Raw genomic sequence first — 21,568 nt, forward strand, 5'->3', positions numbered from 1 at the left:
GGCGCCTGCCACTACCTGGCCAAGCCGTCCAACACCGACGACATCGAGGCCGCCTTTGGCCGTGCAGAGGGCGACGCCGAGGTTGGGTTGACCAACCGCTCCACGTCGATCAAGACCTTGGAATGGGAGCGCATCCACGAGATCCTGGCCGAAACCGGTTTCAACATTTCCGAGACCGCTCGCCGCTTGGGCATGCACCGGCGCACCTTGGCCCGCAAGTTGGGCAAGCAGCAGGTCAAATAGCGCGAAGAAACCCCAGGCGACAACAGTGAGGCACCTTGAGCAACGAGCATGCCGATTGCATGAACGAGGCCTTGGTTGCCAACGCACTTTGGCCGAGCCCAGTGTGACTGGTACGACGATTGCTGGTTTCAGCCATTTTCGCCACAAGCTGGCTGAACCACAGGGAAAGCATGGTCAGTTTGAGTGTCATTTGGCAACGACGTTTCAGGCCCACGAAAGGGAGTGGGATCGGGTCTCAACGCCCTGAGGATCTGTTCAGATGAAAAACGGCAAGGCTGAGTCAGTTCCGCCGCTGACCCGACATCCGGTGCAGGGAAGCGTTTCTGTACGTGGTGCGCGCGAGCACAATCTGAAGCAGGTCGACGTAGACATTCCCCGCGATGCTTTGGTGGTGTTTTCAGGTGTGTCAGGCTCGGGAAAATCTTCACTGGCGTTTGGCACGATTTACGCGGAAGCCCAGCGCCGCTATTTTGAGTCAGTGGCACCTTATGCAAGGCGGCTGATGGACCAGGTTGGCGTCCCAGACGTGGACGCGATTGATGGCTTACCACCTGCCGTGGCGCTTCAGCAGCAAAGGGGCACGCCCAGCCCACGTTCCTCGGTGGGCAGCGTGACCACTTTGTCGAGCTTTCTGCGCATGCTGTACTCGCGGGCGGGCAGCTATCCGCCCGATCAGCCCATGCTGTACGCGGAAGACTTCTCGCCCAACACGCCGAAGGGGGCCTGCCCCCATTGTCATGGCTTGGGCAAGGTGTACGAAGTGACCGAACGTTCAATGGTGCCAGACGATTCACTGACGATCCGCGAACGCGCGATTGCCGCCTGGCCCACGGCATGGCATGGGCAGAACCTGCGCGACATCCTTGTGACCTTGGGCTACGACGTGGACACACCCTGGCGCGATCTGCCGCAGAAAGATCGGGACTGGATCCTTTATACAGAGGAGCACCCCGCCGTGCCCGTCTATGCCGGCTTGACGCCTGCCCAGACCAGAGCCGCCTTGCGTCGCAAACAGGAGCCCAGCTACCAGGGCACCTTCACCGGAGCCAGGCAGTACGTGCTCAGCACCTTCGCGACCACCCAGAGTGCCTTGATGAAGCGACGGGTGTCTCGCTTCATGGTCGGCAACCTGTGCCCACTGTGTGCCGGCAAGCGCTTGAAACCAGAAGCCTTGTCCGTCACCTTCGCCGGCGTGGACATCGGCACTTTGTCGCAGTGGCCGCTGGATCGCGTGGCAGGGCTGCTGAGCGATGCTGCACAGGGCGTCTTCGAACATGGCGACCAGCCCGATGTTGCGGCCTTGAGCCGCGCACAGGCCAGACAGGACACCCAACGCCGAGTTGCCGCGGGCGGTTCGGCACACAAAGCGTCGCCCAACGTGCGCCACACGCCGAACCTGTCCCCTGAAAAGCGCATCGCGGCCCAACGCATTGCCCAAGACTTGCTCAGCCGAATCCATACCCTGCAGGAGTTGGGGCTAGGTTATCTGGCACTGGATCGCAGCACGCCCACGCTGTCGCCCGGCGAATTGCAGCGCTTGCGCCTGGCCACACAGATCAGGTCGAACCTGTTTGGCGTGGTCTACATCTTGGACGAGCCGTCGGCCGGCCTGCATCCCGCCGACAGCGAGGCACTCTTGCGGGCCCTGGCGCAACTCAAAGCGTCAGGCAACTCGGTCTTCGTGGTGGAACACGATCTGGAGATGATGCGCCGGGCGGACTGGCTGGTGGACGTGGGACCCGAAGGCGGCACCAAAGGCGGCGAGTTGCTGTACAGCGGCCCTCCGGAAGGCCTTCGCCATGTCCAGGCGTCAACCACCGCCCGCTACCTGTTCGCGCCTCCGGAGGCCCATCAGGCCGTCAAGCGCCAGCCTTCCGCATGGCTTGACCTGCGCGGCATCACCAGGAACAACCTGAAAGCACTGGACGTGCGCTTTCCCCTTGGGGTGCTCACCGCCGTGACGGGTGTATCCGGCTCCGGCAAATCAAGTTTGGTAAGCCAAGCCTTGGTTGAACTCGTCAGTGCTCACCTGGGCCACGAGGTTGTGCCGATGAACGATGAGGGAGACGACCTTGAGCCCACGGTCTTCACCGAAACCCAAACCAGCGGCCATATCCACAGCGGCGCCAATCACATCAGGCGCTTGGTGCAGGTCGATCAGAAGCCGATTGGACGCACCCCGCGCTCCAACCTGGCCACCTACACAGGCCTGTTCGACCAGGTGCGCAAGCTGTTTGCGGCCACGAAAGCGGCCAAGGCGAAACACTTCGACGCCGGGAGATTCTCATTCAACGTGGCCAAAGGGCGGTGCGAAACCTGTGAAGGCGAAGGCGCGGTCAGCGTGGAGTTGTTATTCATGCCAAGCGTCTCAGCCCCTTGCCCGGCCTGCCATGGTGCTCGCTACAACCCGCAGACGCTTCAGGTCACATGGCATGACAAGAACATCGCCCAAGTGCTGGACATGACCGTCGATGAAGCGCACAGCTTCTTCACCGATGAACCTGCACTGCTCAAGATATTCACCCTGCTCAAAGGCATCGGCCTTGGCTATCTTCGCTTGGGCCAGCCGGCTACCGAACTGTCCGGCGGCGAGGCCCAACGCATCAAGCTGGCCACCGAGTTGCAACGCACCCAGAAGGGCAACACCCTGTATGTGTTCGACGAGCCGAGCACTGGTCTCCATCCGTCCGATGTGGACAAGCTCATGGCTCTGTTGAACAGCCTGGTCGATGCAGGCAACACGGTGGTGGTGGTGGAGCACGACATGCGCATCGTGTGCGCCAGTGACTGGGTGATCGATGTGGGGCCAGGCGCCGGTGAGCATGGCGGACTGGTCGTGGCGAGCGGGACACCAGCCGAGGTTGGCAGAGCCACCGAAGGTCAAACAGCAAGCCATCTGAAGCGCTACTTGCAGCGTACGCAAGGCAAGCCTGAATGAATCGCCCCGGGTTTTGAGGAGGCTCTAACCTTTGAGAAGATGGAGCCATGAAGAAGTCAAACAAGTTCTCACCTGAGGTCCGTGAGCGCGCTGTGCGCATGGTGCAAGAGCATCGAGGGGAATACCCATCGCTGTGGGCCGCAGTCGAATCGATCGCGCCCAAGATTGGCTGCGTGCCACAGACGCTGCTGGGCTGGGTCCGGCAGCATGAGATCAACAACGGGGCCCGAGCCGGCGTGACCACGGCCGAGGCGCAGCGCGTCAAGGACCTGGAGCGCGAGGTCAAGGAGTTGTGCCGGGCCAATGAAATTTTGAAGTTGGCCAGCGCGTTTTTCGCCCAGGCGGAGCTCGACCGCCGACGTGCCTCAGATCGAGCAGGTCTGGCAGGCCAACATGCAGGTCTATGGCGTCGACAAGGTGTGGCGGCAACTGGCACGTGAAGGCACGGCCGTGGCGCGTTGCACCGTCGAGCGACAACGCGACAACAGCTTGATTCATCACAGCGACCGCGGCTCGACGACCGGTTGAATCCGGCCAGTACGTGTCCATTCGGTACTCCTCGCCACTCAACCCACCACGGTGGAGGCATGACTTAAACCAAACAGCCTCCACGATTCCCGGGGCGATTCAATGAACTGGGGGACCTGCCCCAGTGTTGACGTCGCGTTCATTGGTTTGCACGGCTTCTTTTTCCAAAGAAAGTTAGTCGAAGTCGAAGCCAAGCTGCGGCACTTGGGACTCGAGTGGTGCAGGCATTGCTTTGGTCACAGTAGGCTTCTTTGGCCTGGGCGGTTCTGGGAACGGCGCAGCCACCAAATCCTCTGCGGGAAAAGTATGGAAGAAGTCAGGCGCCTTGCTAGGGCTGGTGTCGAGCCACGCATCAAACTGGGCCTCACGAAGCAGCGCCACGGTGCGCTTTTCTTCAGGGTTGCCCTGATTGTCGAAAGGTCGATGGAATCTATGCAACAGTGGGTGCTTGTCGGCGTTCAGTGTGACCATCGTGAAGCTGTGAATCCCTTCCTCGTCATCCGGGTGTCGCTTCCAAAGCTCCCACAGACCCGCGATGCCCACGGGCTGCCCGTCAGCCCGACTGATGCCAAAGCGCTCTGACCTCCGATTGCCAAGGGCCCACTGCTCCAGGTCGTAATAAGGCTCGTAAAATCGAACGGAAGGAATGATGCACCACTGCCGGTCCGTAAAAGGCCCCTTGTACGACCTGGCCGTCTGAATTCGGTCGACGCGTGCGTTCATGGTTGAGAACTCAAGCTTCTGTGTTTTCGACTTGGCTGGAATCAAACCGAACTTCGCCAAAACCGACTCCCGGCTGCCAGGTGGCCCGCCACGGGGCTTGCGGACGATGGGGGCAAGGTAGCCGGGGTAAACCTCCTCTCGCCACTCACCGTCCGGCAATGGCACGCCGAACGTTTGCTCGAACAAGTCGAGTTGCTGGAGGGTGCGGAACTGGTTGCACATGTGGTCACTCTGCCAGGATTTCGACTCCTTTGCGAGCGTCTGACTGGCGCGCCCAAATGTGACTGCTCCAGTCCTGAGCTAGGATTTGCAACGGCTGCGCCGAACTCCTTCCCCTCTAAGGGATTGAGGTGGCCGAGCTCATATCGTGAAAACTGGACGTCTTGTCCCAAAGTCTTAGGGACTGGCTGCTCGACACAGCCTAGGCGGCCATGTTACTGTACAAACATACAGTATAAATTTCACCTGCCACCATGTTTGCCGACCTCCCGGCCTGGGACGACCTCCCGTCTGACCAGGCACATCCCATCTTCAAGCGGGCGCTTGCCCCTGGCGAGCTACCGGCGCAGGTCGCTGCGGCCCTTTGGCGTGGAAACGAGCTGGGCAGCACCGTCACACGGGTTATCAAAACGGGTTGGGAAACACTAGACCTAGAGCTTCCGGGCGGAGGTTGGCCCTGCCATTCAATCACCGAAATTTTGCAGCCACAACCCTTGGTATGCGAGCTACGCCTGCTGGCTCCCACCCTCAGGGCGGTGTCAGAAGCAGGCAAAACGGTCGTCTTTGTCGGCCCACCCAAGCAACCGCACATGCCCGGTCTGCGATTGATGGGCTTAGACGAGCGCAACCTGGTCTGGATTCAGGCCGACGCCCCGTCTCAGCGCCTTTGGGTGACGGAGCAGCTCGTGAAGAGCAACGCATGCGGTGCCCTGATTTCATGGCTGCCTCAAGCACGCCAGGAGCAGATTCGCCGGTTGCAGATTTGCGCGCAGATTTCTGAATGCCCGGTGTTCCTTTGTCGGCCCGCGGTTGCTCAGCATGAGTCCTCCGCCGCGCCGCTAAGAGTTCAACTCGCCTTTGGCCTGAATTGGGAATTGAAAGTCCACGTGCTCAAGCGCAAGGGGCCGGCCCATGAAGGTATCTTGGCGTTGCCATCCATTCCCGCTGGAATGGAATCCCTCATCACCCCTCGCTTGCGCAAGCCAAGCGAGCTCATGGCCAACCGCGACGAGCGAGAGGCAATTCCAAATGCTCTGGGCTGCGCTGCTCCTGGCCAACCCGCCGTCCGACGAGCACCGGCGCATTGAGGCGCTTCGAGGACTGTCAACGTGGTGCTTGCAATTTACTCCCCGCGTTGCCGTCTCCGAGCCTCTGTCTGCCGCGCCTGCCGTCGTGATGGAGCTGGAGGCGAGCGTGCGTTTGTTTGGCGGCAAGCGCAAGCTGGTCCAGCGCATCAAAGACGAAAACCCTGACCTTGGTGTGGCTCAGCTTGCTTGGGCACCCACCGGATTGGCGGCCGTGGCCTTGGCGAGGTCAGGGGTCTCGAATGGCTTTGGCAAGCCTCTGGACCAGGTTCTGGATGCCCTGCCACTGGAGTCGCTGACGTCGGTGGCCGAGCACCATGCCGTACTTGCACGCTTGGGTTGTCAGACACTTGGCCAAGTGCGCGCCTTACCCCGGGGAGGGCTCAGTCGCAGGTTCGACGGCAAGTTGTTGGCGGCCATTGACCAGGCCTATGGCATGCGACCAGAGGTGCACGACTGGGTCGAGCTACCGGAAACGTTTGATTCCAAGGTCGAGTTGATGTCGAGGGTCGACCTGGCACCAGCACTTTTATTCGTGGCCCGACGCCAACTGCTGCAGATGTCCGCCTGGCTGATGGCGCGCCAATACGGCGTCACCGCATTCACGCTGAAATGGCGTCACGACGACATGTTTGCCAAGACGCCCGGCGATGGCGGCGGCTTGACCATACGCACCGCCAAGCCCACTCGGGATATCGAACACCTGACCCGTCTGTTGGCCGAGCACCTGGCCAAGGTCGACCTTGGCGCGCCGGTGAACAACCTGCAGCTGCTTGCCGACGAAGTGCACCGCTTCGAAGACCAGAACCTTTCGCTCTTGCCGGATGCCAACCAGACCGGAGAGAGCATGACCCTTGTCCTGGAACGGGTCGCTGCTCGCTTGGGTCCAGACAAGGTTCTACGCCCTGTCATCACCGAGGACCATAGACCTGAGTGGATGTGCATCTGGCAACCCGCGACGGCAAAGAGAGCTCGGCCGGTTAGCCGGGCCGTGGACATCACCCAACCAACCATCGTGCTGCCCAGCCCGCTCCGGCTGGCCACACGGGCGCATCGTCCCTTGTATCAAGGGCCGTTGCAGTTGCTGGTAGGCCCGCACCGCGTCGAAGGCGGTTGGTGGCATCGCGTCGAGGAAGACGGGGTGCTGACCACCCGTCACGTATCCCGCGACTACTGGGTCGCAGTCAATGAGAACGCCGGCCTGCTTTGGCTTTTTCAAACCCGCCTACCTGGAGACGCTGCTGAGACCGCTTGGTTTCTCCACGGCTCTTTCGCTTGAGTTACACCATGACTTCCCTTCCTGACTATGCAGAACTTCGCTGCGTCTCAAACTTCTCATTTTTAAGGGGTGCGAGCCGCCCGGGCGAGCTGGTAGTACGCGCGGCCGAGCTGGGCTACGCGGCCTTGGCCTTGACTGACGAGTGCAGTGTCGCTGGGGTGGTGCGCGCGCACGTGGCGGCAAAAGAACACGGCATCAAGCTGTTGGTGGGCAGTCAGTTCGAGGTGTTCTGCCACTTTCCGTTTTCGTTGACAGTTTTGGCGTGCAATCTCAATGGCTACGGCAACCTCTGCGAGTTCATCACGAAGCTGCGGCGCTCCTCGGACGAGAAAGGCACCTATCAGCTTGATGTCGATGACATCACAGGCGCAGAGCTGCAGGACTGCGTAGTCATCGCCTCGCCCAAAAGGATGTCCGAGCCCGCGCAGATAGAGCAATGCGCCAGATGGCTGCTGGACCAGTTCCTCGGGCGCTGTTGGCTTGGCGTAGAACTGCTGAGTCTTCTGGATGATGAGATGTGGCTGTACCGTCTGCGCCAGGCCAGCGAGCTGACAGCCATACCTTTGGTGGCTTGCGGAGATGTGCATTTCCACGTGCGCTCCCGCAAGGCCCTGCAGGACGTCTTGACGTCCACGAGATTGAACCGCCCATTGACCGAATGCGGATTGGACCTGCAGCCAAATGCCGAACGCCACCTGCGCACACGGCTGCGTCTTGCTCAAACCTATCCATCGGACCTTCTGGCGGAGACCTTGCATGTAGCAGCGCGGTGTACCTTTTCGCTCGATGAGCTGAAGTACCAATACCCGGACGAAGTGGTACCCGAGGGGGAGACCGCCGCGAGCTACCTGCGGCGACTCACTTACGAAGGTGCCGGCCGGCGATGGCCAGATGGGATGTCGGCCAAGGTCCAGCTGCAGATTGAGCACGAGCTTGAACTGATAAGCGACCTCAAATACGAGCACTACTTCTTGACCGTCGCCGACATCGTTCAGTTCGCACGCAGCCAGCACATCCTTTGCCAGGGCCGTGGGTCCGCTGCCAACAGCGTGGTCTGCTATTGCATAGGGGTGACCGAAGTGGACCCTGACCGCATGAGCGTTCTTTTCGAACGCTTCATTTCGAAGGAGCGCAATGAGCCGCCGGACATCGACATTGACTTCGAGCATGAGCGGCGAGAAGAGATTCTTCAGTACCTGTACCGCAAATATGGGCGGGAGCGGGCTGCGCTGACTGGAGTCGTCATCAGCTACAGGCCAAAGTCCACCATCAGGGACGTGGGCAAGGCGTTGGGGTTCGAACCCGAAGTGGTTGACCAGCTGGCAAAGTCCCACAAGTGGTTCGACGGGCGTGAGCTGCAACAGGCGCGGCTTTTGGAGCTTGGCCTTTCCGTGGATGACTTGAAGGTGCAGCAATTGATGGTACTGACCGACCAGCTGCTGGGCTTTCCTCGCCACCTGTCTCAACATCCTGGCGGCTTTGTGATTACAAAGGGATTACTTTCCCGGATGGTTCCAATTGAGAACGCCGCCATGGCTGACCGGACTGTCGTTCAGTGGGACAAAGATGACCTGGATGCCGTAGGCCTGCTCAAGGTTGACTGCTTGGCCTTGGGGATGTTGACGGCCATCCGCAAGGCGCTTGACCTCATCGGTAAGCGCAAAGGGCATGTCTTTGAAATGCAGGACATCCCACCTGAGGACCAGACCACGTACGACATGATTTGCAAAGCAGAGACAGTCGGCGTGTTCCAGATTGAAAGCCGTGCGCAGATGAGCATGCTGCCGCGGCTCAGGCCTCGCTGCTTCTACGACTTGGTCGTCGAAGTTGCACTTGTCCGGCCTGGGCCCATCACCGGGGGCATGGTCCATCCGTACCTTCAGCGGAGGCAAGGGTTGGAGCCTGTCGTCTATCCCAGCGAGGCGTTGAAGGTTGCGCTTGAGCGAACGCTGGGTGTGCCAATTTTCCAAGAGCAGGTGATGCAGATTTCGATGCTGGCAGCGGGCTTCACTGCCGGAGAAGCTGATGGCTTGCGCAGAGCAATGGCGGCTTGGAAACGCAAAGGCGGGCTGGAGCCGTACTACGACAAAATCGTCAACGGCATGACCGACCGAGGGTACGAGAAGTCGTTCGCCGTGCAAATCTTTGAGCAAATCAAGGGCTTTGGGGAGTATGGTTTTCCTGAGTCGCATGCCGCCTCGTTTGCCCTGCTGGTGTATGCCAGCTGTTGGATTAAATGCCATCACCCCGCCGAGTTTTTGGCAGCGATGTTGAACTCCCAACCGCTTGGCTTCTACAGCCCAAGCCAGTTGGTGCAGGATGCCAAACGGCACGGGGTCGAGGTTAGAGCAGTGGACGTCATGCACAGCGACGTCGACTGCACCCTCGAAGACCTGGAACATAAGCCTGCTGTACGACTGGGACTTCGTCTCTTACACGGCCTGCGGTCGCAAGCGGCGGATGCCATTGTGGCCACACGCGCCGACCGCGTCTTCGACAGCGCTGAGGACCTGGCTCGCCGGGCTGGTCTAGAACTGCATGAGATGCAGCTGCTCGCAGGAGCCGATGCGCTGATGAGCCTCAGTGGCCATCGTCGTCAACAGGTCTGGGAGGCATCAGCTTTGCGTTCGACGCCGGCCCTGCTGCGTGACGCACCCGTCGATGAAGACTTCCTTGAGTTGCCTGAGGCGCCCGAGGGAGAAGAGATTGTCTTCGACTATGCAGCGACTGGCCTGACCCTGCGCCGGCATCCGCTGGCCTTGCTACGCCCTCTGCTGGCCAAGCAGCGATTGCGCACAGCGGCCGAGCTGCAGGACTGTCCCAATGGCAGATTGGTGAGGTACTGTGGGTTGGTCACCCTCCGCCAACAACCAGACACGGCCAACGGCGTTATTTTCGTCAGCCTTGAGGATGAGACGGGTGTGGTCCAAGTCATCTGCTGGAAAAGCATCAAGGAAGCGCAACGCAAGGAGCTGTTGGAATCACGCCTGCTTGCGGTGTATGGCACCTGGCAGTCAGAAGGGGAATTGCGCAGCTTGGTCGCAGGACACCTCCTGGATTTGACGCATCTGCTGGGAAGGCTGAACACCCAGTCGCGGGATTTTCATTGATTCGCTTTCACACCTTCTTCGCTGTTCTAACTTCGCTTCAGTTCACCACCTAGTCCAACGAATTCGCGCGGTGGCTTACGTGTCAACGTCGACAACGTGTTCGCTGTTGAACTGTACGAGGCGGCCAACACAGCGGTGCTGTGGTTTGTGCAGGACGTCATGCCTCCCAGCGTGACGGAGTATCAGCGCAGCATCAACGTTGTGTTTACTGACAAGCTGATTGAGCGTCTCCTGTGACGGCTCAGGCAAAGAAAAAGCCCCGGGAGGGGCTTGACATGCGGATGGTAGGCCGTGTTGGACTTGAACCAACGACCAAAGGATTATGAGTCCTCTGCTCTAACCAACTGAGCTAACGGCCCCCGGCCTTTAAACGCAAGGGAGCGCAGATTGTAAGGGCACACCACTTGCCACTCTGCCATGACCCTCAACCCTCTTTGAAGGAGACGACCATGGCCAGAAGCAGCATTTTCGGCACCGAACAAGCCCCCCGTCACGCCCCAGGCCACGACGCCGACGCGCTTGGCCCCAGCGACAGCTCCGACAGCGGCTCCGACATCCAGGGCGAACTGCACCTGGAAACCGACGATTTCGAGACCCTGTCGGCCGCTATTTCCGGCGCCGGCAACACCGACCTGCAATCCGACACGGACAGCGGTGGCACTGGCGAGCGCGGATCGGCCGTCCCCGAGCACATTCGCGAAGGCGGCGACATCTCGCCAGACCGCGTCATCCTGTCGGGCGAAGAAGCGCTGGAAACCGACCCCGACCTGGTGTCGATCGACGACCCTCAGGGCGTGGACCTGGAAAACCTGGTCGCCGACGATGAGGAATATTCCGAGGAAGAAGACGAGGAGGATGAAGATAACGACGGTCAGACCGCCCTGGCCTTCACTTCTGGCTCAGCGCGTTCGACACCATCCGCGAAGTGATGTCCACGATCTCGATCATCCGGTCGTACGCCATGCGCGTCGGCCCGATCACCCCCAGCGTGCCCACGATCTGCCCGTTAATTTCATATGGCGCCGAGACCACCGACAACTCCTCGAACGGCACCACCATGCTCTCACCGCCAATGTAGATGCGCACGCCCTCGGCGCGGCTGGAGCCTTCCAGCAGGCGCATCAACTGGGTTTTCTGCTCGAACAGGTCGAACAGGCGGCGCAGCGATCCCAGGTCGTTCGAGAAATCCTGCACCGTCAGCAGATTGCGCTCGCCCGACACCACCAACTGGTCGGTGCTCTCGTCCATCGCATCACTGCCGGCCTGCACGGCCGCCTGCATCAAACTGGCAATGTCGCCACGCAGTTCGTCCACTTCCGATTTCAGGCGATTGCGCATTTCCTCAATCGACAAGCCAGAGTAATGCGTGTTCAGAATGTTGCTGGCCTCGACCAACTCCGATTGCGTGTAATCCTGCGCCGTGAACAGCACGCGGTTTTGCACGTCGCCGTCGGGCGCCACCAGGATGACCAGCACGCGCTTGTCGCCCAGGCGCAAAAACTCGATGTGCCTGAAAACCGAGGCCTTGCGCGGCGAGGTGACCACGCCCACAAACTGCGACAGGCTGGACAGCATTTGCGCCGCGCTGGCGATCACGCGCTGCGGCTGGTCGGGCTGCAGCTGGTCGCGAGTTTCGGCATTGAAGTCATAGGGGCGCGCCGTCAGCATGGTGTCCACGAACAAGCGGTAGCCACGCGCGGTGGGCACGCGCCCGGCCGAAGTGTGTGGACTGACGATCAGGCCGAGGTCTTCCAGGTCGGCCATCACATTTCGGATCGTGGCAGCCGACAGGTCCAGCCCAGCCGCCCGCGACAGGGTGCGCGATCCCACGGGTTGCCCGTCGGCGATGTAGCGCTCGACCAGGGCTTTCAACAGTATCTTGGCACGGTCATCCAGCATGGTTTTGATTCTAGGCGCTGACGCGCACAAGCCGTCACAATTCGGGGCGTCGGGGGCAAAACCACCCTCGTTCAGGGCGGTGCCGTGTGGTGTAATTCTGCTCATGCCCAGCCTTCAGCCTTGCCGTTTTCGCCACGCCGCCTTGGTCGGTAAATACCAAGCCCGCGGCATCCGCACGGTGCTGGAAGACGTGGCCGCCATCCTGGTCAAAGCGGGGCTTGAAGTCTCGGTGGAGATGGAAACCGCGCTCAACACCGGCATCACCGAATACGGCTCGCTCAGCCTCAAGCAGATCGGCAAGACCTGCGACGTGGCCGTGGTGGTCGGCGGCGACGGCACCATGTTGGCGATTGCGCGCGAGTTGTCGCGCTTTGACATCCCGCTGATCGGCATCAACCAGGGCCGCCTGGGCTTCATCACCGACATCCAGCACAAGGACATGGCCACCGCCCTGCCCCAGATCCTGACCGGCCATTACGAAGAAGAGCACCGCGCCATGCTGGAAGGCGCCGTGCTGCGCCCGAACCGCGACGGCGGGCTTGAAACGATTTACGAAGGTTTTGCCATCAACGAAGTGGTGGTGAGCCGTGGCGCCACGGCCAGCATGGTCGAGTTGCGCGCCGAGGTCGATGGGCAGTTCGTGGCCAACTACCGGGCCGACGGCCTGATCGTGGCCTCGCCCCCTGGCTCGTCGGCCTATGCGCTGTCGGCCGGCGGCCCGCTGCTGCACCCCGCCCTGGGCGGCTGGGTGATGGTGCCGATTGCCTCGCACACCTTGTCAAACCGGCCCATCGTGATCCCCGACACCGGGGTGATCACCATTGAGATCGTGGCGGCCAAAGACGCCAGCATGAACTTCGACATGCAAAGCCTGGCCAGCCTGCTGCACGGCGACCGCATCACCGTGCGCCGCTCGGCCCACCGGGTGCGCTTTTTGCACCCCAAGGGCTGGAACTATTACGCCACCCTGCGCCGCAAGCTGCGCTGGAACGAAGGAGTTGCCTGATGCTGCGCCGCCTGACCCTGCGCGATTTCGTGATCGTCACGGCCCTCGAAGTTGACCTGCGCGCCGGCTTCACGGCGCTGACGGGCGAAACCGGCGCGGGCAAATCCATCCTGATCGACGCATTGCAGTTGGCCCTGGGCAGCCGGGGTGACGCGGGCGTGGTGCGCGAAGGCGCCGCCCGCGCCGACATCACCGCCGAGTTCGAGCCCCACGCCGCCTTGGCCGAGCGCCTGGCCCCCTGGCTGCACGATGCCGGTTTTGATTCTGCCGAACCTGGCGCGGCTTTGTTGTTGCGCCGCGTGGTCGATGCCCAAGGCAAAAGCCGTGCGTGGATCAATGGCAGCCCGGCCACCGTCACGCAACTGCGCGAGCTGGGCGAACACCTGGTTGACATCCATGGCCAGCACGCCTGGCAAAGCCTGACCCGCGCCGATTCGGTTCGCGCTTTGGTCGACACGCAAGCCGGTGTAGACACCGCAGCCCTTCAGCAAGCCTGGACGGCGCGCCGCGAGGCCCAACGCCGGCTGGACGATGCCAAAGGCCGCCAAGCCGACCTGGACCGCGAACGCGAGCGCCTGCAATGGCAAATCGCCGAACTGGACAAGCTCAAGCCTCAGTCCGGCGAGTGGGACGAGCTCAACACCGAGCACCAACGCCTGGGCCATGGCCAAGCCATCCTCGACGCGGCCCAGGTGGCCTTGAGCGCCATCTCGGAAGACGACACCAACGCCGGCTCGCTGACCTCGCGCGCCATCGAGGCGCTCGACAGCGTGGCCCAGGTCGATCCCAATTTGGCCAGCGCGCTGGAGGTGCTGCGCAGTGCCCAGGCCCAGTTGGAAGATGCCGCGCACAGCCTGAACGGCGCACTGCGCCACACCGAACTCGACCCTGGCCGTTTGGGCGAGCTGGACAGCCGCATTGCCAGCTGGATGAGCCTGGCGCGCCGCTTCCGCCGCCTGCCGCAAGACCTGCCGGAGCTGCTGCAAAGCTGGCGCGACGAGCTGGCCGCGCTGGACGCCGCCGCCGACCTCGAAACCCTGGAGCGCCATGCCAACGAGGCGCATCAAGCCTGGCTGGCCGTGGCCAAGACCGTGTCCCAACAACGTGCCAAAGCCGCGCCCGCGCTGGCCCAAGCCGTGACCTTGGCCATGCAGGACCTGGGCATGTCGGGTGGCCGCTTCGAAGTGGCCTTGCCCAAGCAGGACGAGCCGCAAGCCTTTGGCCTTGAATCGATCGAGTTCCTGGTGGCCGGCCATGCTGGCAGCACGCCGCGCCCTTTGAGCAAGGTGGCTTCGGGCGGCGAGCTGTCGCGCCTGGCCCTGGCCATCGCGGTGACCACCTCGCAGCGCGCCGATGCCGCCGCGCAATCAGGCACCTTGATCTTCGACGAAATCGATTCGGGCGTCGGTGGCGCCGTGGCCGACACCGTGGGCCAGCTCATGCAACGCCTGGGCAGCAGCCAGCAAGTCTTGGCCGTCACCCACCTGGCACAGGTCGCCGCTTGCGCCCACCAGCACCTGGTCGTGTCCAAGGCCTTGAGCCAGGGCACCACCACCAGCGACATCCGCGAAGTGAGCGGTGAAGACCGCGTGCGCGAAGTGGCCCGCATGCTGGGCGGCAACATCACCGACACCAGCCGCGCCCACGCCCAGGTCATGGTGGACACCGCCCATGCCCCGCCCGACCCCAGCAGCGCCGCCAAGCGCCGCCGCAAGGAGGCCGCATGAGCCTGGATGTCGTCTTCCTGACCGGCATCTCGGGCTCGGGCAAGTCCGTGGCCATCAACGCCCTGGAAGACGCTGGCTACTTTTGCGTGGACAACCTGCCGCCTGAGTTGCTGCGCGGACTGATCACCCTTGAGATGAGCCGCCCCGAGCCGCAACGCCGGCGCGTGGCCGTGGCCGTGGACGTGCGCAGCGCGCAATCCCTGCCCAGCCTGATGCCCATCCTGGCCGAGTTGAAAGCCGAGGGTGTCCGGGTGAAATCGGTGTTCCTGGATGCCAGCACCGATGCCCTGGTGCGGCGCTTCTCTGAAACCCGCCGACCTCACCCCTTGCTGCAGGCCAATCAGCCCACGCGCCCCTTTGTCGGCATCCCGACCATGCCGGACCAGGTGGAAGAGCAACTGGCCTACCAGGATCAGGCCCTGATCGACACCATCAACCTGGAGCGCGAGTTGCTGGAGCCACTGCGCGAGGTGTCAGCGGTGATCGACACCTCGCTGCTGCGCCCGGCCCAGTTGCGCCTGTGGATCCGCAATGTGGTGCAGGCCGAGCCTTCGCGCCTGACGCTGGTGTTCGAGTCCTTCGCCTACAAGCAGGGTGTGCCCATGGACGCCGACTTCGTGTTCGACGTGCGCATGCTGCCCAACCCGTATTACCTGAAAGAGTTGCGCCCCCTGACGGGTCGCGATCAACCGGTGATCGACTACCTGCGCCAACAACCCGAAGCCGCCGAAATGATCTCGCAGATCGAGACCTTCCTGAAACGCTGGCTGCCCACGCTGGAAGGCGATCAGCGCAGCTACGTGACCGTGGCCATTGGCTGCACTGGCGGGCAACACCGTTCGGTGTATTGCGTTGAGCAACTGGTCGAGCGCTTCGTGAAGCGTGGCGTGGCACTGGCCCGCCACCGCGAACAGGACGCGCGCTGAGTCAAGTCAAGCGCCGCCCTTCCTGCCTGCATTAGCCGCCCATCGCTTCGCGCAGGGCCTTCCTCAAGCTTTCGCCCAGTTCCGGCTTGCCCGCAAAGGGATCGGTCGGGTTGCGCACCTGCACCACGTCTTCCATGCGCGTCTGAACCATGCCCAAAGCTTGCGGGTGGCTGTAAACGTAGAACTGGTTCTGCTCAACCGCGTTGAACACCAGTTGCGCCACGTCGGTGGCCGACACGCGGCCTGACGTGACCGCCTTGGTGCTCATGGCCTGCGCGATCATCTGGCTGGGCGTGGGCTTGCCTTCACTGCGCAAATCGGCCGGGCGGTTGCGGTGGGACTTGTGGATGCCGGTGGGCACAAAGTACGGGCACAGCACCGAGGCGTGCACCTGGTCCGTGACCAAGGCCAGGTCCTGGTACAAGGTCTCGGTCAGGCTGACCACCGCGTGCTTGCTGACGTTGTAGGCGCCCATGTTGGGCGAGTTCAGCAAGCCGGCCATGGAGGCCACATTCACGATGTGACCTTGCCATTGGGGATCCTTGCGTGCCGCCTCCAGCATCAGGGGGGTGAACACGCGCACGCCATGGATCACGCCCCACAGGTTCACGCCCAGCACCCATTCCCAGTCGCTGGTGGTGTGTTCCCAGATCAGGCCACCGTGGGCCACACCGGCGTTGTTGATGACCAGGTGGGGCACGCCGAATCGCTCCAGGCAGATGGTGGCCAGCGCTTCCACATCGGCAGCGCGCGACACATCGCTGCGCAAGGCCACCACCTTGGTCCCCAGGCCCTTCAGCTCGGCCTTGGCCGCGTCCAGGGCATCTTGCTGCACATCGGCGATGACCAGGTTCAGGCCCTTGGCCGCCCCCAGGCGCGCCAGCTCCAGACCAAAGCCGCTGCCAGCGCCCGTGATGACGGCCGTTTGCCCGGCTTTCAAATTCATGATCGACATGGTGTTGTCCTTCAAAGTGTTCAGACCAGCTTGACCAGCTGTTTGCCAAAGTTCTTGCCCTTGAGCAAGCCCAGGAATGCCTCGGGTGCGCTGGCAATGCCTTGCGCGATCGACTCGCGGAACTTCATCTGGCCGGTGGCGACCATGGTGCCCAACTCCTTCATGGCGTCGGGCCACACCTCGGGGTGCTCGCTCACGATGAATCCTTCAATCTTCAAGCGCGATACCAGGATCATGGCGGGGTTGGCCAAAGGCATGGGTTGGCCGTCGTAGCCAGCGATCATCCCGCACATGGCGATGCGGCCAAAGGCGTTCATGCGGGCCATCACGGCGTCCAGGATGGCGCCGCCCACGTTTTCAAAGTACCCATCGATGCCATCGGGCGTGGCTTCCTTCAAAGCCTTGTACAGGCTGCGCGAATCGGGGTGCGCCTTGTAGTCGATGCAGGCATCGAAGCCCAGCTCGTTGACCACGTATTGGCACTTGTCGGCCCCACCGGCAAAGCCCACCACCCGGCAACCGCGCGCCTTGGCCAGCTGGCCCACCACACTGCCCACTGCGCCGCTGGCGGCACTGACCACCACGGTCTCACCGACCTTGGGATTGATGATCTTGACCAGGCCATACCAGCCAGTGACGCCCGGCATGCCGACCGAGCCCAGGTAGGCCGAGAGCGGGATGTGCGCGGTATCGACCTTGTTGATGGCGCCACGCACATTGGCATCGACCACCGCGTATTCCTGCCAACCGCCCATGCCCATCACTTGGTCACCGACGGCGAACTTGGCGTGCTTGCTGGCCACCACTTCGCCCACCGTGCCACCGATCATCACGGTGTTCAAGGGTTGGGGTTCGGCGTAGCTCTTGCTGTCGTTCATGCGGCCGCGCATGTAGGGGTCGAGCGACAGGAAATGGTGCTTGACGACCACTTGGCCATCGCTCAACTCGGCCTGCGAGGGCACGGGCGTTTCGACCAGCTTGAAGTTGTCGGTGGTGGCCTCGCCTTGCGGGCGGGATGCCAATTGGATCTGGTGATTGAGGGTGCTCATGTCTTGTTCCTCGGTGTTCGTTGGTGGGGGGGGGGCAGTCAGCCGCCGATCAAGGCACTGACGCCCCCGTCGACCGGCAGGATTTGCCCAGTGATGTGTTTGCCCGCGTCGCTGGCGAACAGCAGCGTGACGCCTTTCAGGTCCTCGTCGTCGCCGATGCGCATCAGCGGTGCGCCCTTGGCGATGTTGTCCTCGCCCGCCATGCTCAGCAAGCCCGCCGTCATCTTGCTGGGAAAAAATCCTGGCGCAATGGCATTGACCCGGATCCCCAGATGCCCCCATTCGCAAGCCAGCGCGCGCGTGAAATTCACCACCGCACCTTTGCTGGTGTTGTAGGCGATCGTCTGCATGAAAGGCGGGTTGCCGCCCAGGCCGGCAATGGACGCCACGTTGATGATGCGGCCGCTTTTGCGCGGAATCATGCTGCGCTTGCCAATGGCCTGCGACAGCAGGAAGTAGCCACGAACGTTCAGGTTCATGACCTTGTCCCACGCTTCCAAAGGGTGCTCTTGCGCAGGGGCGCCCCAAGAGGCACCGGCGTTGTTAATCAGGATGTCGACGTGGCCCAGCTGCGCCAGGGCTTCGTCGGCCAGGCGATTGATGTCATCGGGCTTGCCGGCATCGGCGGCGATGAAGCTGGCGTCAATGCCCGCGGCCTTGAGTGAAGCCACGGCCTCGTCAAGATCGGCCGCCTTGCGCGAGCTGACCAGCACCTTGGCACCAGCTTCGCCCAAGGCGTGGGCCATCTGCAAGCCCAGGCCGCGCGAGCCGCCCGTGATGAGGGCCGTGCGTCCGGTCAAGTCAAAGAGTTGTTGTACTTTGCGGGGAGTGGACATGGTGAATCCTTGCGTTGACGTTGAAGCGACGTTCAGCAAAAGTAATCGAGCACGTGGCGCGAGGCGGCCATTTCGCGGATCTGCGCCACGACACCTTCGTGGTGTGGGTGCGGCTGGTAAGCGGCCAGCGCCGCGGCATCTTCAAACGTGGAGATCAGCACCACGTCCGCATTGGCCTCCAGGCCTTCGGTCTTGATGCCTACATCGAACTCGTGCATGCCGGGCACCAGGCCCTGGCAACTGTCAAGCAAGGCCTTGACCTTGGGAGCATCTTCGGGGCGCTTGAGCGTGAAGATCACGATGTGTCGAATCATGGGGCTTGTCCTTGAATGAGTGAGATGTTTGATCAGAACCAGTCGGGCTGGACTTGCGCGCAGGTCATGTCGCGCCGTGCGACCACACCCAACCAGGCGTCGATCTTGGGCAACTCGAAGCTGAAGAAGTAATCGCAGGCGGCCAGCTTGCCGTGCAAGAAGCCCTCGCCCAATGGGCTTTGACCAGACGACAACGCGGCCCTGGCTGCGATGGCCAACTCCAGCCAGATCCACGCCAGCACCGTGTGGCCAAAGCCTTGCAGGTAAGGCGTGGCATTGGCCAAGGCTTCCTCGGGCACGCCGGTGGACCAGGCGGCCTTGGTGGTCTGGCCCACCTTCTGCAGCGCTTGCGCCAAGGCGTTGCTGTGCAAGGCCAGGCCTTCGATCTGGCCCGCCTTCTGGATGGTCTGGCTGATGCGCTCGGCCAGCACGCTCAAGGCCTTGCCACCGTTCATCACGACCTTGCGGCCCAGCAGGTCCAGGCCCTGGATGCCGTGCGTGCCTTCGTGGATCATGTTCAGGCGGTTGTCGCGCCAATACTGCTCAACCGGAAAGTCGCGCGTGTAGCCGTAGCCACCCAGGATCTGGATGGCCAGGCTATTGGCCTCTTGTGCCCATTCGCTGGGCCAACTCTTGGCGATGGGCGTCAGCAGCTCCAGCAGCAAGCCGGCATGCTCGGCTTCGGCGGGCGTGCCGGTGTATTCCTCATCGACCAGGCGCGCGCAAAACAAGCCCAAGGCCAGACCGCCTTCGGCAATCGCCTTTTGTTGCAGCAGCATGCGCTTGACATCGGTGTGCTCAATGATCGAGATCTGCGGTGCGCTGTAGTCCTTGCCACCCGCGCCCATGCGCCGGCCTTGAGGGCGTTGCAGCGCGTAGGCCAGCGACGCCTCGTACCCAGCGTAGCCCAGCATGGTCGCGCCCAAGCCCACGCTGATGCGCGCCTCGTTCATCAAGGTGAACATGCACTTGAGGCCTTCACCCTGCTTGCCGATCAGGTAACCCACCGCGCCAGACTGGCCATTCACCGGGAACTTCCCTTCGCCAAAATTCAGCAAAGTGTTGACCGTGCCCCGGTAGCCCAGCTTGTGGTTCAAGCCGGCCAGCGCCACGTCATTGCGTTGATCGGTGATGGTGCCATCCTGCTTGACCAACTTGCGCGGGACAATGAACAGCGAGATGCCCTTCACGCCTGGGAGGGTCTTGCCGTCATCACCGGGGATCTTGGCCAGCACCAGGTGCACGATGTTCTCGCCCATCTCGTGCTCGCCGCCCGAGATCCACATCTTGTTGCCGGTCAGGCGGTGGCGCGGGCCCAGCGCATCCTGCGCCCAATCGATGCCGCTGCCGTCGCCGCGCGCATCGGGCGTGGCCTTGGTCGCGATGTCCGACAGGCTGGAGCCGGCCTGCGGTTCGCTCAGGCACATGGTGCCAAAGGTGCGGCCTTCAAAACCGCCCTTGGCGAACACGTCGATCTGCAAAGGCGTGCCGTGCGCCAGGATGGTGTTGGCGTTGCCGCGCGTGAGCATGGGGTAGGCCGCGAGCGAGACGCTGGCCTTGTAGAAAAAGCTCATCGACGCGATCTCGACCACGGTGGGCAACTGCATACCGCCCAGCTCGGCGTCTTTGCTGGCGCCCATCAGCCCCGCGTCGTTGAAGGCCTGCAGGGCGATTGGCGTTTCCTTGGGCAGGTGCACGCGCACGCCGTCAAACTCGGGCTCCTGCACATCAGTCAGCCGATTCACAGGCGCGAACTGCTCATTGGCTAGCTTCTCGCTCAGGTCCAACACCGCATCAAAGGTCTCGCGGTTGTGATCAGTGTGGCGCTCGCGCTGGCACAGGTCTTCGGCGTGAAGCCAGTCGTGCAGCAGGAAGTCGAGGGTGGCGCGGTGAGTCATGTGGATCTCTTGAAATTCGGTTCTTGGTTCGGCAAAGGCGGTGCGGAGTCAGCGGCCCTTGAACACCGCATCACGGCGTTCGATGAAGGATCTGATGCCTTCGGCAGCGTCCTCGCTTTGCATCACGGGCAGCAGGTCCTTGAACAGGTTTTTGGCGGCCTCGGCCTCGCCTTCGTTCCAGGCTGTGCGCGTGGACTTCAGCACGTTCTGCACGCCCAGAGGCGCAGCCTTGGCGATCTGCTCGGCGATCTCGCGCGCCTTGGCCAGTTGTTGGCCCGCTGGCACCACCTCCTGCACCAGGCCCAATCGGTGCGACTCGGCGGCATACCAGTAATCGCCCGTCAGCAGATAGCGCTGCGCATTGGCCCAGCCCATTTGCTGCGGCAGGCGCAAGGTGGCGCCACCACACGGGAAGATACCGCGCTTGACTTCCAGCATGGCAAAGCGCGTGTCTTCAGCGGCCACGCGCACCTCGGTGTTGAGCATCATCTCGACGCCCCAGGTGAAGCAATTGCCCTGCACGGCCATCACCACCGGCTTGCTGTGGCGCGGGCCGCTCAGCCCGAAGGGATCGACCTCGCCTTCGCCGATCTCGAAGCCCTGGCCATTGCCGAAGATGGGCGCCCACTTGTCCAGCTCAACGCCCGAGGTGAAGTGCTTGCCCTCGGCATGCAACAGCGCCACGCGCAAGTCCGGGTTGCGGCTCAACTCGCCATAGGCTTTGGCGATGTCGCGGTACATCTCTGGCGACAGCGCGTTGTGCTTCTCCGGCCGGTTGACACGGATCTCCAGGATGTGCCCGTTCTGCGTGGTTTCAATGAAAGAAGACATGC

At 62.4% G+C, this 21,568-nt stretch carries 18 protein-coding genes, 1 tRNA gene and 1 pseudogene; 11 read left to right on the top strand and 9 right to left on the bottom strand.

All coding sequences use genetic code 11. The annotated features are described in order from the left end of the window. From H7225_RS04575 to H7225_RS04585, 3 genes and pseudogenes are all read left to right on the top strand, one after another. Positions 1 to 243: helix-turn-helix domain-containing protein (locus H7225_RS04575; protein ID WP_290659606.1), on the top strand; the 243-nt coding region annotated here is incomplete at its 5' end. Between the two features lie 259 nt (positions 244 to 502). Continuing rightward, on the top strand, positions 503 to 3,181 hold the full coding sequence (locus H7225_RS04580; RefSeq protein ID WP_290659607.1) for an excinuclease ABC subunit UvrA: 2,679 nt from the start codon (positions 503 to 505) through the stop codon (positions 3,179 to 3,181). A gap of 47 nt (positions 3,182 to 3,228) precedes the next feature. Further along, positions 3,229 to 3,655: pseudogene (locus tag H7225_RS04585) on the top strand (transposase); the annotation flags it as partial. Positions 3,656 to 3,883: 228 nt separating this feature from the next. Here H7225_RS04585 and H7225_RS04590 read toward each other — a convergent pair. Then, a complete protein-coding gene (locus H7225_RS04590) occupies positions 3,884 to 4,654 on the bottom strand; it encodes an SOS response-associated peptidase family protein (RefSeq protein WP_290659608.1) in 771 nt (256 codons plus the stop codon). 251 nt (positions 4,655 to 4,905) lie between these two features. On the opposite strand from H7225_RS04590, the gene imuA reads away from it, so the two are divergent. The 4 genes from imuA to H7225_RS04610 all read left to right on the top strand — a co-directional run bounded on the left by imuA (position 4,906) and on the right by H7225_RS04610 (position 10,362). Further along, positions 4,906 to 5,739 carry a translesion DNA synthesis-associated protein ImuA gene (gene imuA / locus H7225_RS04595; protein ID WP_290659609.1) on the top strand — a complete coding sequence of 278 codons (834 nt, stop codon included), beginning with the start codon at positions 4,906 to 4,908 and terminating at the stop codon, positions 5,737 to 5,739. Then, a complete protein-coding gene (locus tag H7225_RS04600; protein ID WP_290659610.1) occupies positions 5,681 to 7,015 on the top strand; it encodes a DNA polymerase Y family protein in 1,335 nt (444 codons plus the stop codon). Before imuA ends, H7225_RS04600 begins: the two co-directional genes overlap by 59 nt. A gap of 8 nt (positions 7,016 to 7,023) precedes the next feature. Beyond that, entirely contained in the window at positions 7,024 to 10,125 is a 3,102-nt protein-coding gene (locus H7225_RS04605) for an error-prone DNA polymerase (RefSeq protein WP_290659611.1), read from the top strand. 96 nt (positions 10,126 to 10,221) lie between these two features. Next, positions 10,222 to 10,362, top strand: coding sequence for a hypothetical protein (locus tag H7225_RS04610; RefSeq protein WP_290659612.1), 141 nt, complete (start codon positions 10,222 to 10,224; stop codon positions 10,360 to 10,362). Between the two features lie 45 nt (positions 10,363 to 10,407). On the opposite strand, the gene H7225_RS04615 is transcribed toward H7225_RS04610, so the two are convergent. After that, a tRNA-Ile gene (locus tag H7225_RS04615) sits at positions 10,408 to 10,484 on the bottom strand. Between the two features lie 90 nt (positions 10,485 to 10,574). On the opposite strand from H7225_RS04615, the gene H7225_RS04620 reads away from it, so the two are divergent. Continuing rightward, a complete protein-coding gene (locus H7225_RS04620) occupies positions 10,575 to 11,054 on the top strand; it encodes a hypothetical protein (RefSeq protein WP_290659613.1) in 480 nt (159 codons plus the stop codon). Here the strand turns inward: H7225_RS04620 and hrcA are convergent. Beyond that, complete coding sequence (hrcA, locus tag H7225_RS04625; RefSeq protein ID WP_290659614.1) at positions 11,014 to 12,024, bottom strand: heat-inducible transcriptional repressor HrcA; 1,011 nt, start codon at positions 12,022 to 12,024, stop codon at positions 11,014 to 11,016. The two genes, H7225_RS04620 and hrcA, sit on opposite strands and share 41 nt — an antisense overlap. Before the next feature lie 103 nt (positions 12,025 to 12,127). Here hrcA and H7225_RS04630 point away from each other — a divergent pair, with 103 nt between their 5' ends. Genes H7225_RS04630 through rapZ form a run of 3 tightly spaced genes read left to right on the top strand, consistent with a single transcriptional unit; the run spans position 12,128 to position 15,683 of the window. Continuing rightward, positions 12,128 to 13,030, top strand: coding sequence for an NAD kinase (locus tag H7225_RS04630; RefSeq protein ID WP_290659615.1), 903 nt, complete (start codon positions 12,128 to 12,130; stop codon positions 13,028 to 13,030). Beyond that, entirely contained in the window at positions 13,030 to 14,757 is a 1,728-nt protein-coding gene (gene recN, locus H7225_RS04635) for a DNA repair protein RecN (RefSeq protein WP_290659616.1), read from the top strand. Before H7225_RS04630 ends, recN begins: the two co-directional genes overlap by 1 nt. Continuing rightward, a complete protein-coding gene (gene rapZ, locus H7225_RS04640) occupies positions 14,754 to 15,683 on the top strand; it encodes an RNase adapter RapZ (RefSeq protein ID WP_290659617.1) in 930 nt (309 codons plus the stop codon). Before recN ends, rapZ begins: the two co-directional genes overlap by 4 nt. A 31-nt stretch (positions 15,684 to 15,714) precedes the next feature. Here the strand turns inward: rapZ and H7225_RS04645 are convergent, their stop codons facing one another. Genes H7225_RS04645 through H7225_RS04670 form a run of 6 tightly spaced genes read right to left on the bottom strand, consistent with a single transcriptional unit; the run spans position 15,715 to position 21,566 of the window. Beyond that, positions 15,715 to 16,629 carry an SDR family oxidoreductase gene (locus tag H7225_RS04645; protein ID WP_290659629.1) on the bottom strand — a complete coding sequence of 305 codons (915 nt, stop codon included), beginning with the start codon at positions 16,627 to 16,629 and terminating at the stop codon, positions 15,715 to 15,717. A 29-nt stretch (positions 16,630 to 16,658) separates the two neighbouring features. Then, positions 16,659 to 17,687, bottom strand: coding sequence for an NADP-dependent oxidoreductase (locus H7225_RS04650; protein WP_290659618.1), 1,029 nt, complete (start codon positions 17,685 to 17,687; stop codon positions 16,659 to 16,661). Positions 17,688 to 17,725: 38 nt separating this feature from the next. Beyond that, positions 17,726 to 18,523, bottom strand: a complete 798-nt coding sequence (locus H7225_RS04655; protein WP_290659619.1) for an SDR family oxidoreductase — start codon at positions 18,521 to 18,523, stop codon at positions 17,726 to 17,728. A 32-nt stretch (positions 18,524 to 18,555) separates the two neighbouring features. Further along, positions 18,556 to 18,837 (bottom strand): Dabb family protein, encoded by a 282-nt coding sequence (locus H7225_RS04660; protein WP_290659620.1) that lies wholly within the window; start codon positions 18,835 to 18,837, stop codon positions 18,556 to 18,558. A gap of 32 nt (positions 18,838 to 18,869) precedes the next feature. Then, on the bottom strand, positions 18,870 to 20,735 hold the full coding sequence (locus tag H7225_RS04665) for an acyl-CoA dehydrogenase (RefSeq protein WP_290659621.1): 1,866 nt from the start codon (positions 20,733 to 20,735) through the stop codon (positions 18,870 to 18,872). Between the two features lie 48 nt (positions 20,736 to 20,783). Beyond that, positions 20,784 to 21,566, bottom strand: coding sequence for a crotonase/enoyl-CoA hydratase family protein (locus H7225_RS04670; RefSeq protein WP_290659622.1), 783 nt, complete (start codon positions 21,564 to 21,566; stop codon positions 20,784 to 20,786). Positions 21,567 to 21,568: the final 2 nt, after the last annotated feature.

The organism is Aquabacterium sp., assembly GCF_014378415.1.
Lineage (GTDB): Bacteria > Pseudomonadota > Gammaproteobacteria > Burkholderiales > Burkholderiaceae_C > Aquabacterium.

Excerpts from the sequence above, each read along its gene's own strand:
- H7225_RS04670 (WP_290659622.1), bottom strand. The coding sequence starts at position 21,566 with ATGTCTTCTTTCATTGAAACCACGCAGAACGGGCACATCCTGGAGATC.
- recN (WP_290659616.1), top strand. The coding sequence starts at position 13,030 with ATGCTGCGCCGCCTGACCCTGCGCGATTTCGTGATCGTCACGGCCCTC.
- H7225_RS04645 (WP_290659629.1), bottom strand. The coding sequence starts at position 16,629 with ATGAATTTGAAAGCCGGGCAAACGGCCGTCATCACGGGCGCTGGCAGC.
- rapZ (WP_290659617.1), top strand. The coding sequence starts at position 14,754 with ATGAGCCTGGATGTCGTCTTCCTGACCGGCATCTCGGGCTCGGGCAAG.
- H7225_RS04660 (WP_290659620.1), bottom strand. The coding sequence starts at position 18,837 with ATGATTCGACACATCGTGATCTTCACGCTCAAGCGCCCCGAAGATGCT.
- H7225_RS04590 (WP_290659608.1), bottom strand. The coding sequence starts at position 4,654 with ATGTGCAACCAGTTCCGCACCCTCCAGCAACTCGACTTGTTCGAGCAA.
- H7225_RS04600 (WP_290659610.1), top strand. The coding sequence starts at position 5,681 with ATGCTCTGGGCTGCGCTGCTCCTGGCCAACCCGCCGTCCGACGAGCAC.
- H7225_RS04605 (WP_290659611.1), top strand. The coding sequence starts at position 7,024 with ATGACTTCCCTTCCTGACTATGCAGAACTTCGCTGCGTCTCAAACTTC.
- H7225_RS04655 (WP_290659619.1), bottom strand. The coding sequence starts at position 18,523 with ATGTCCACTCCCCGCAAAGTACAACAACTCTTTGACTTGACCGGACGC.
- imuA (WP_290659609.1), top strand. The coding sequence starts at position 4,906 with ATGTTTGCCGACCTCCCGGCCTGGGACGACCTCCCGTCTGACCAGGCA.
- hrcA (WP_290659614.1), bottom strand. The coding sequence starts at position 12,024 with ATGCTGGATGACCGTGCCAAGATACTGTTGAAAGCCCTGGTCGAGCGC.
- H7225_RS04665 (WP_290659621.1), bottom strand. The coding sequence starts at position 20,735 with ATGACTCACCGCGCCACCCTCGACTTCCTGCTGCACGACTGGCTTCAC.
- H7225_RS04650 (WP_290659618.1), bottom strand. The coding sequence starts at position 17,687 with ATGAGCACCCTCAATCACCAGATCCAATTGGCATCCCGCCCGCAAGGC.
- H7225_RS04620 (WP_290659613.1), top strand. The coding sequence starts at position 10,575 with ATGGCCAGAAGCAGCATTTTCGGCACCGAACAAGCCCCCCGTCACGCC.
- H7225_RS04580 (WP_290659607.1), top strand. The coding sequence starts at position 503 with ATGAAAAACGGCAAGGCTGAGTCAGTTCCGCCGCTGACCCGACATCCG.
- H7225_RS04630 (WP_290659615.1), top strand. The coding sequence starts at position 12,128 with ATGCCCAGCCTTCAGCCTTGCCGTTTTCGCCACGCCGCCTTGGTCGGT.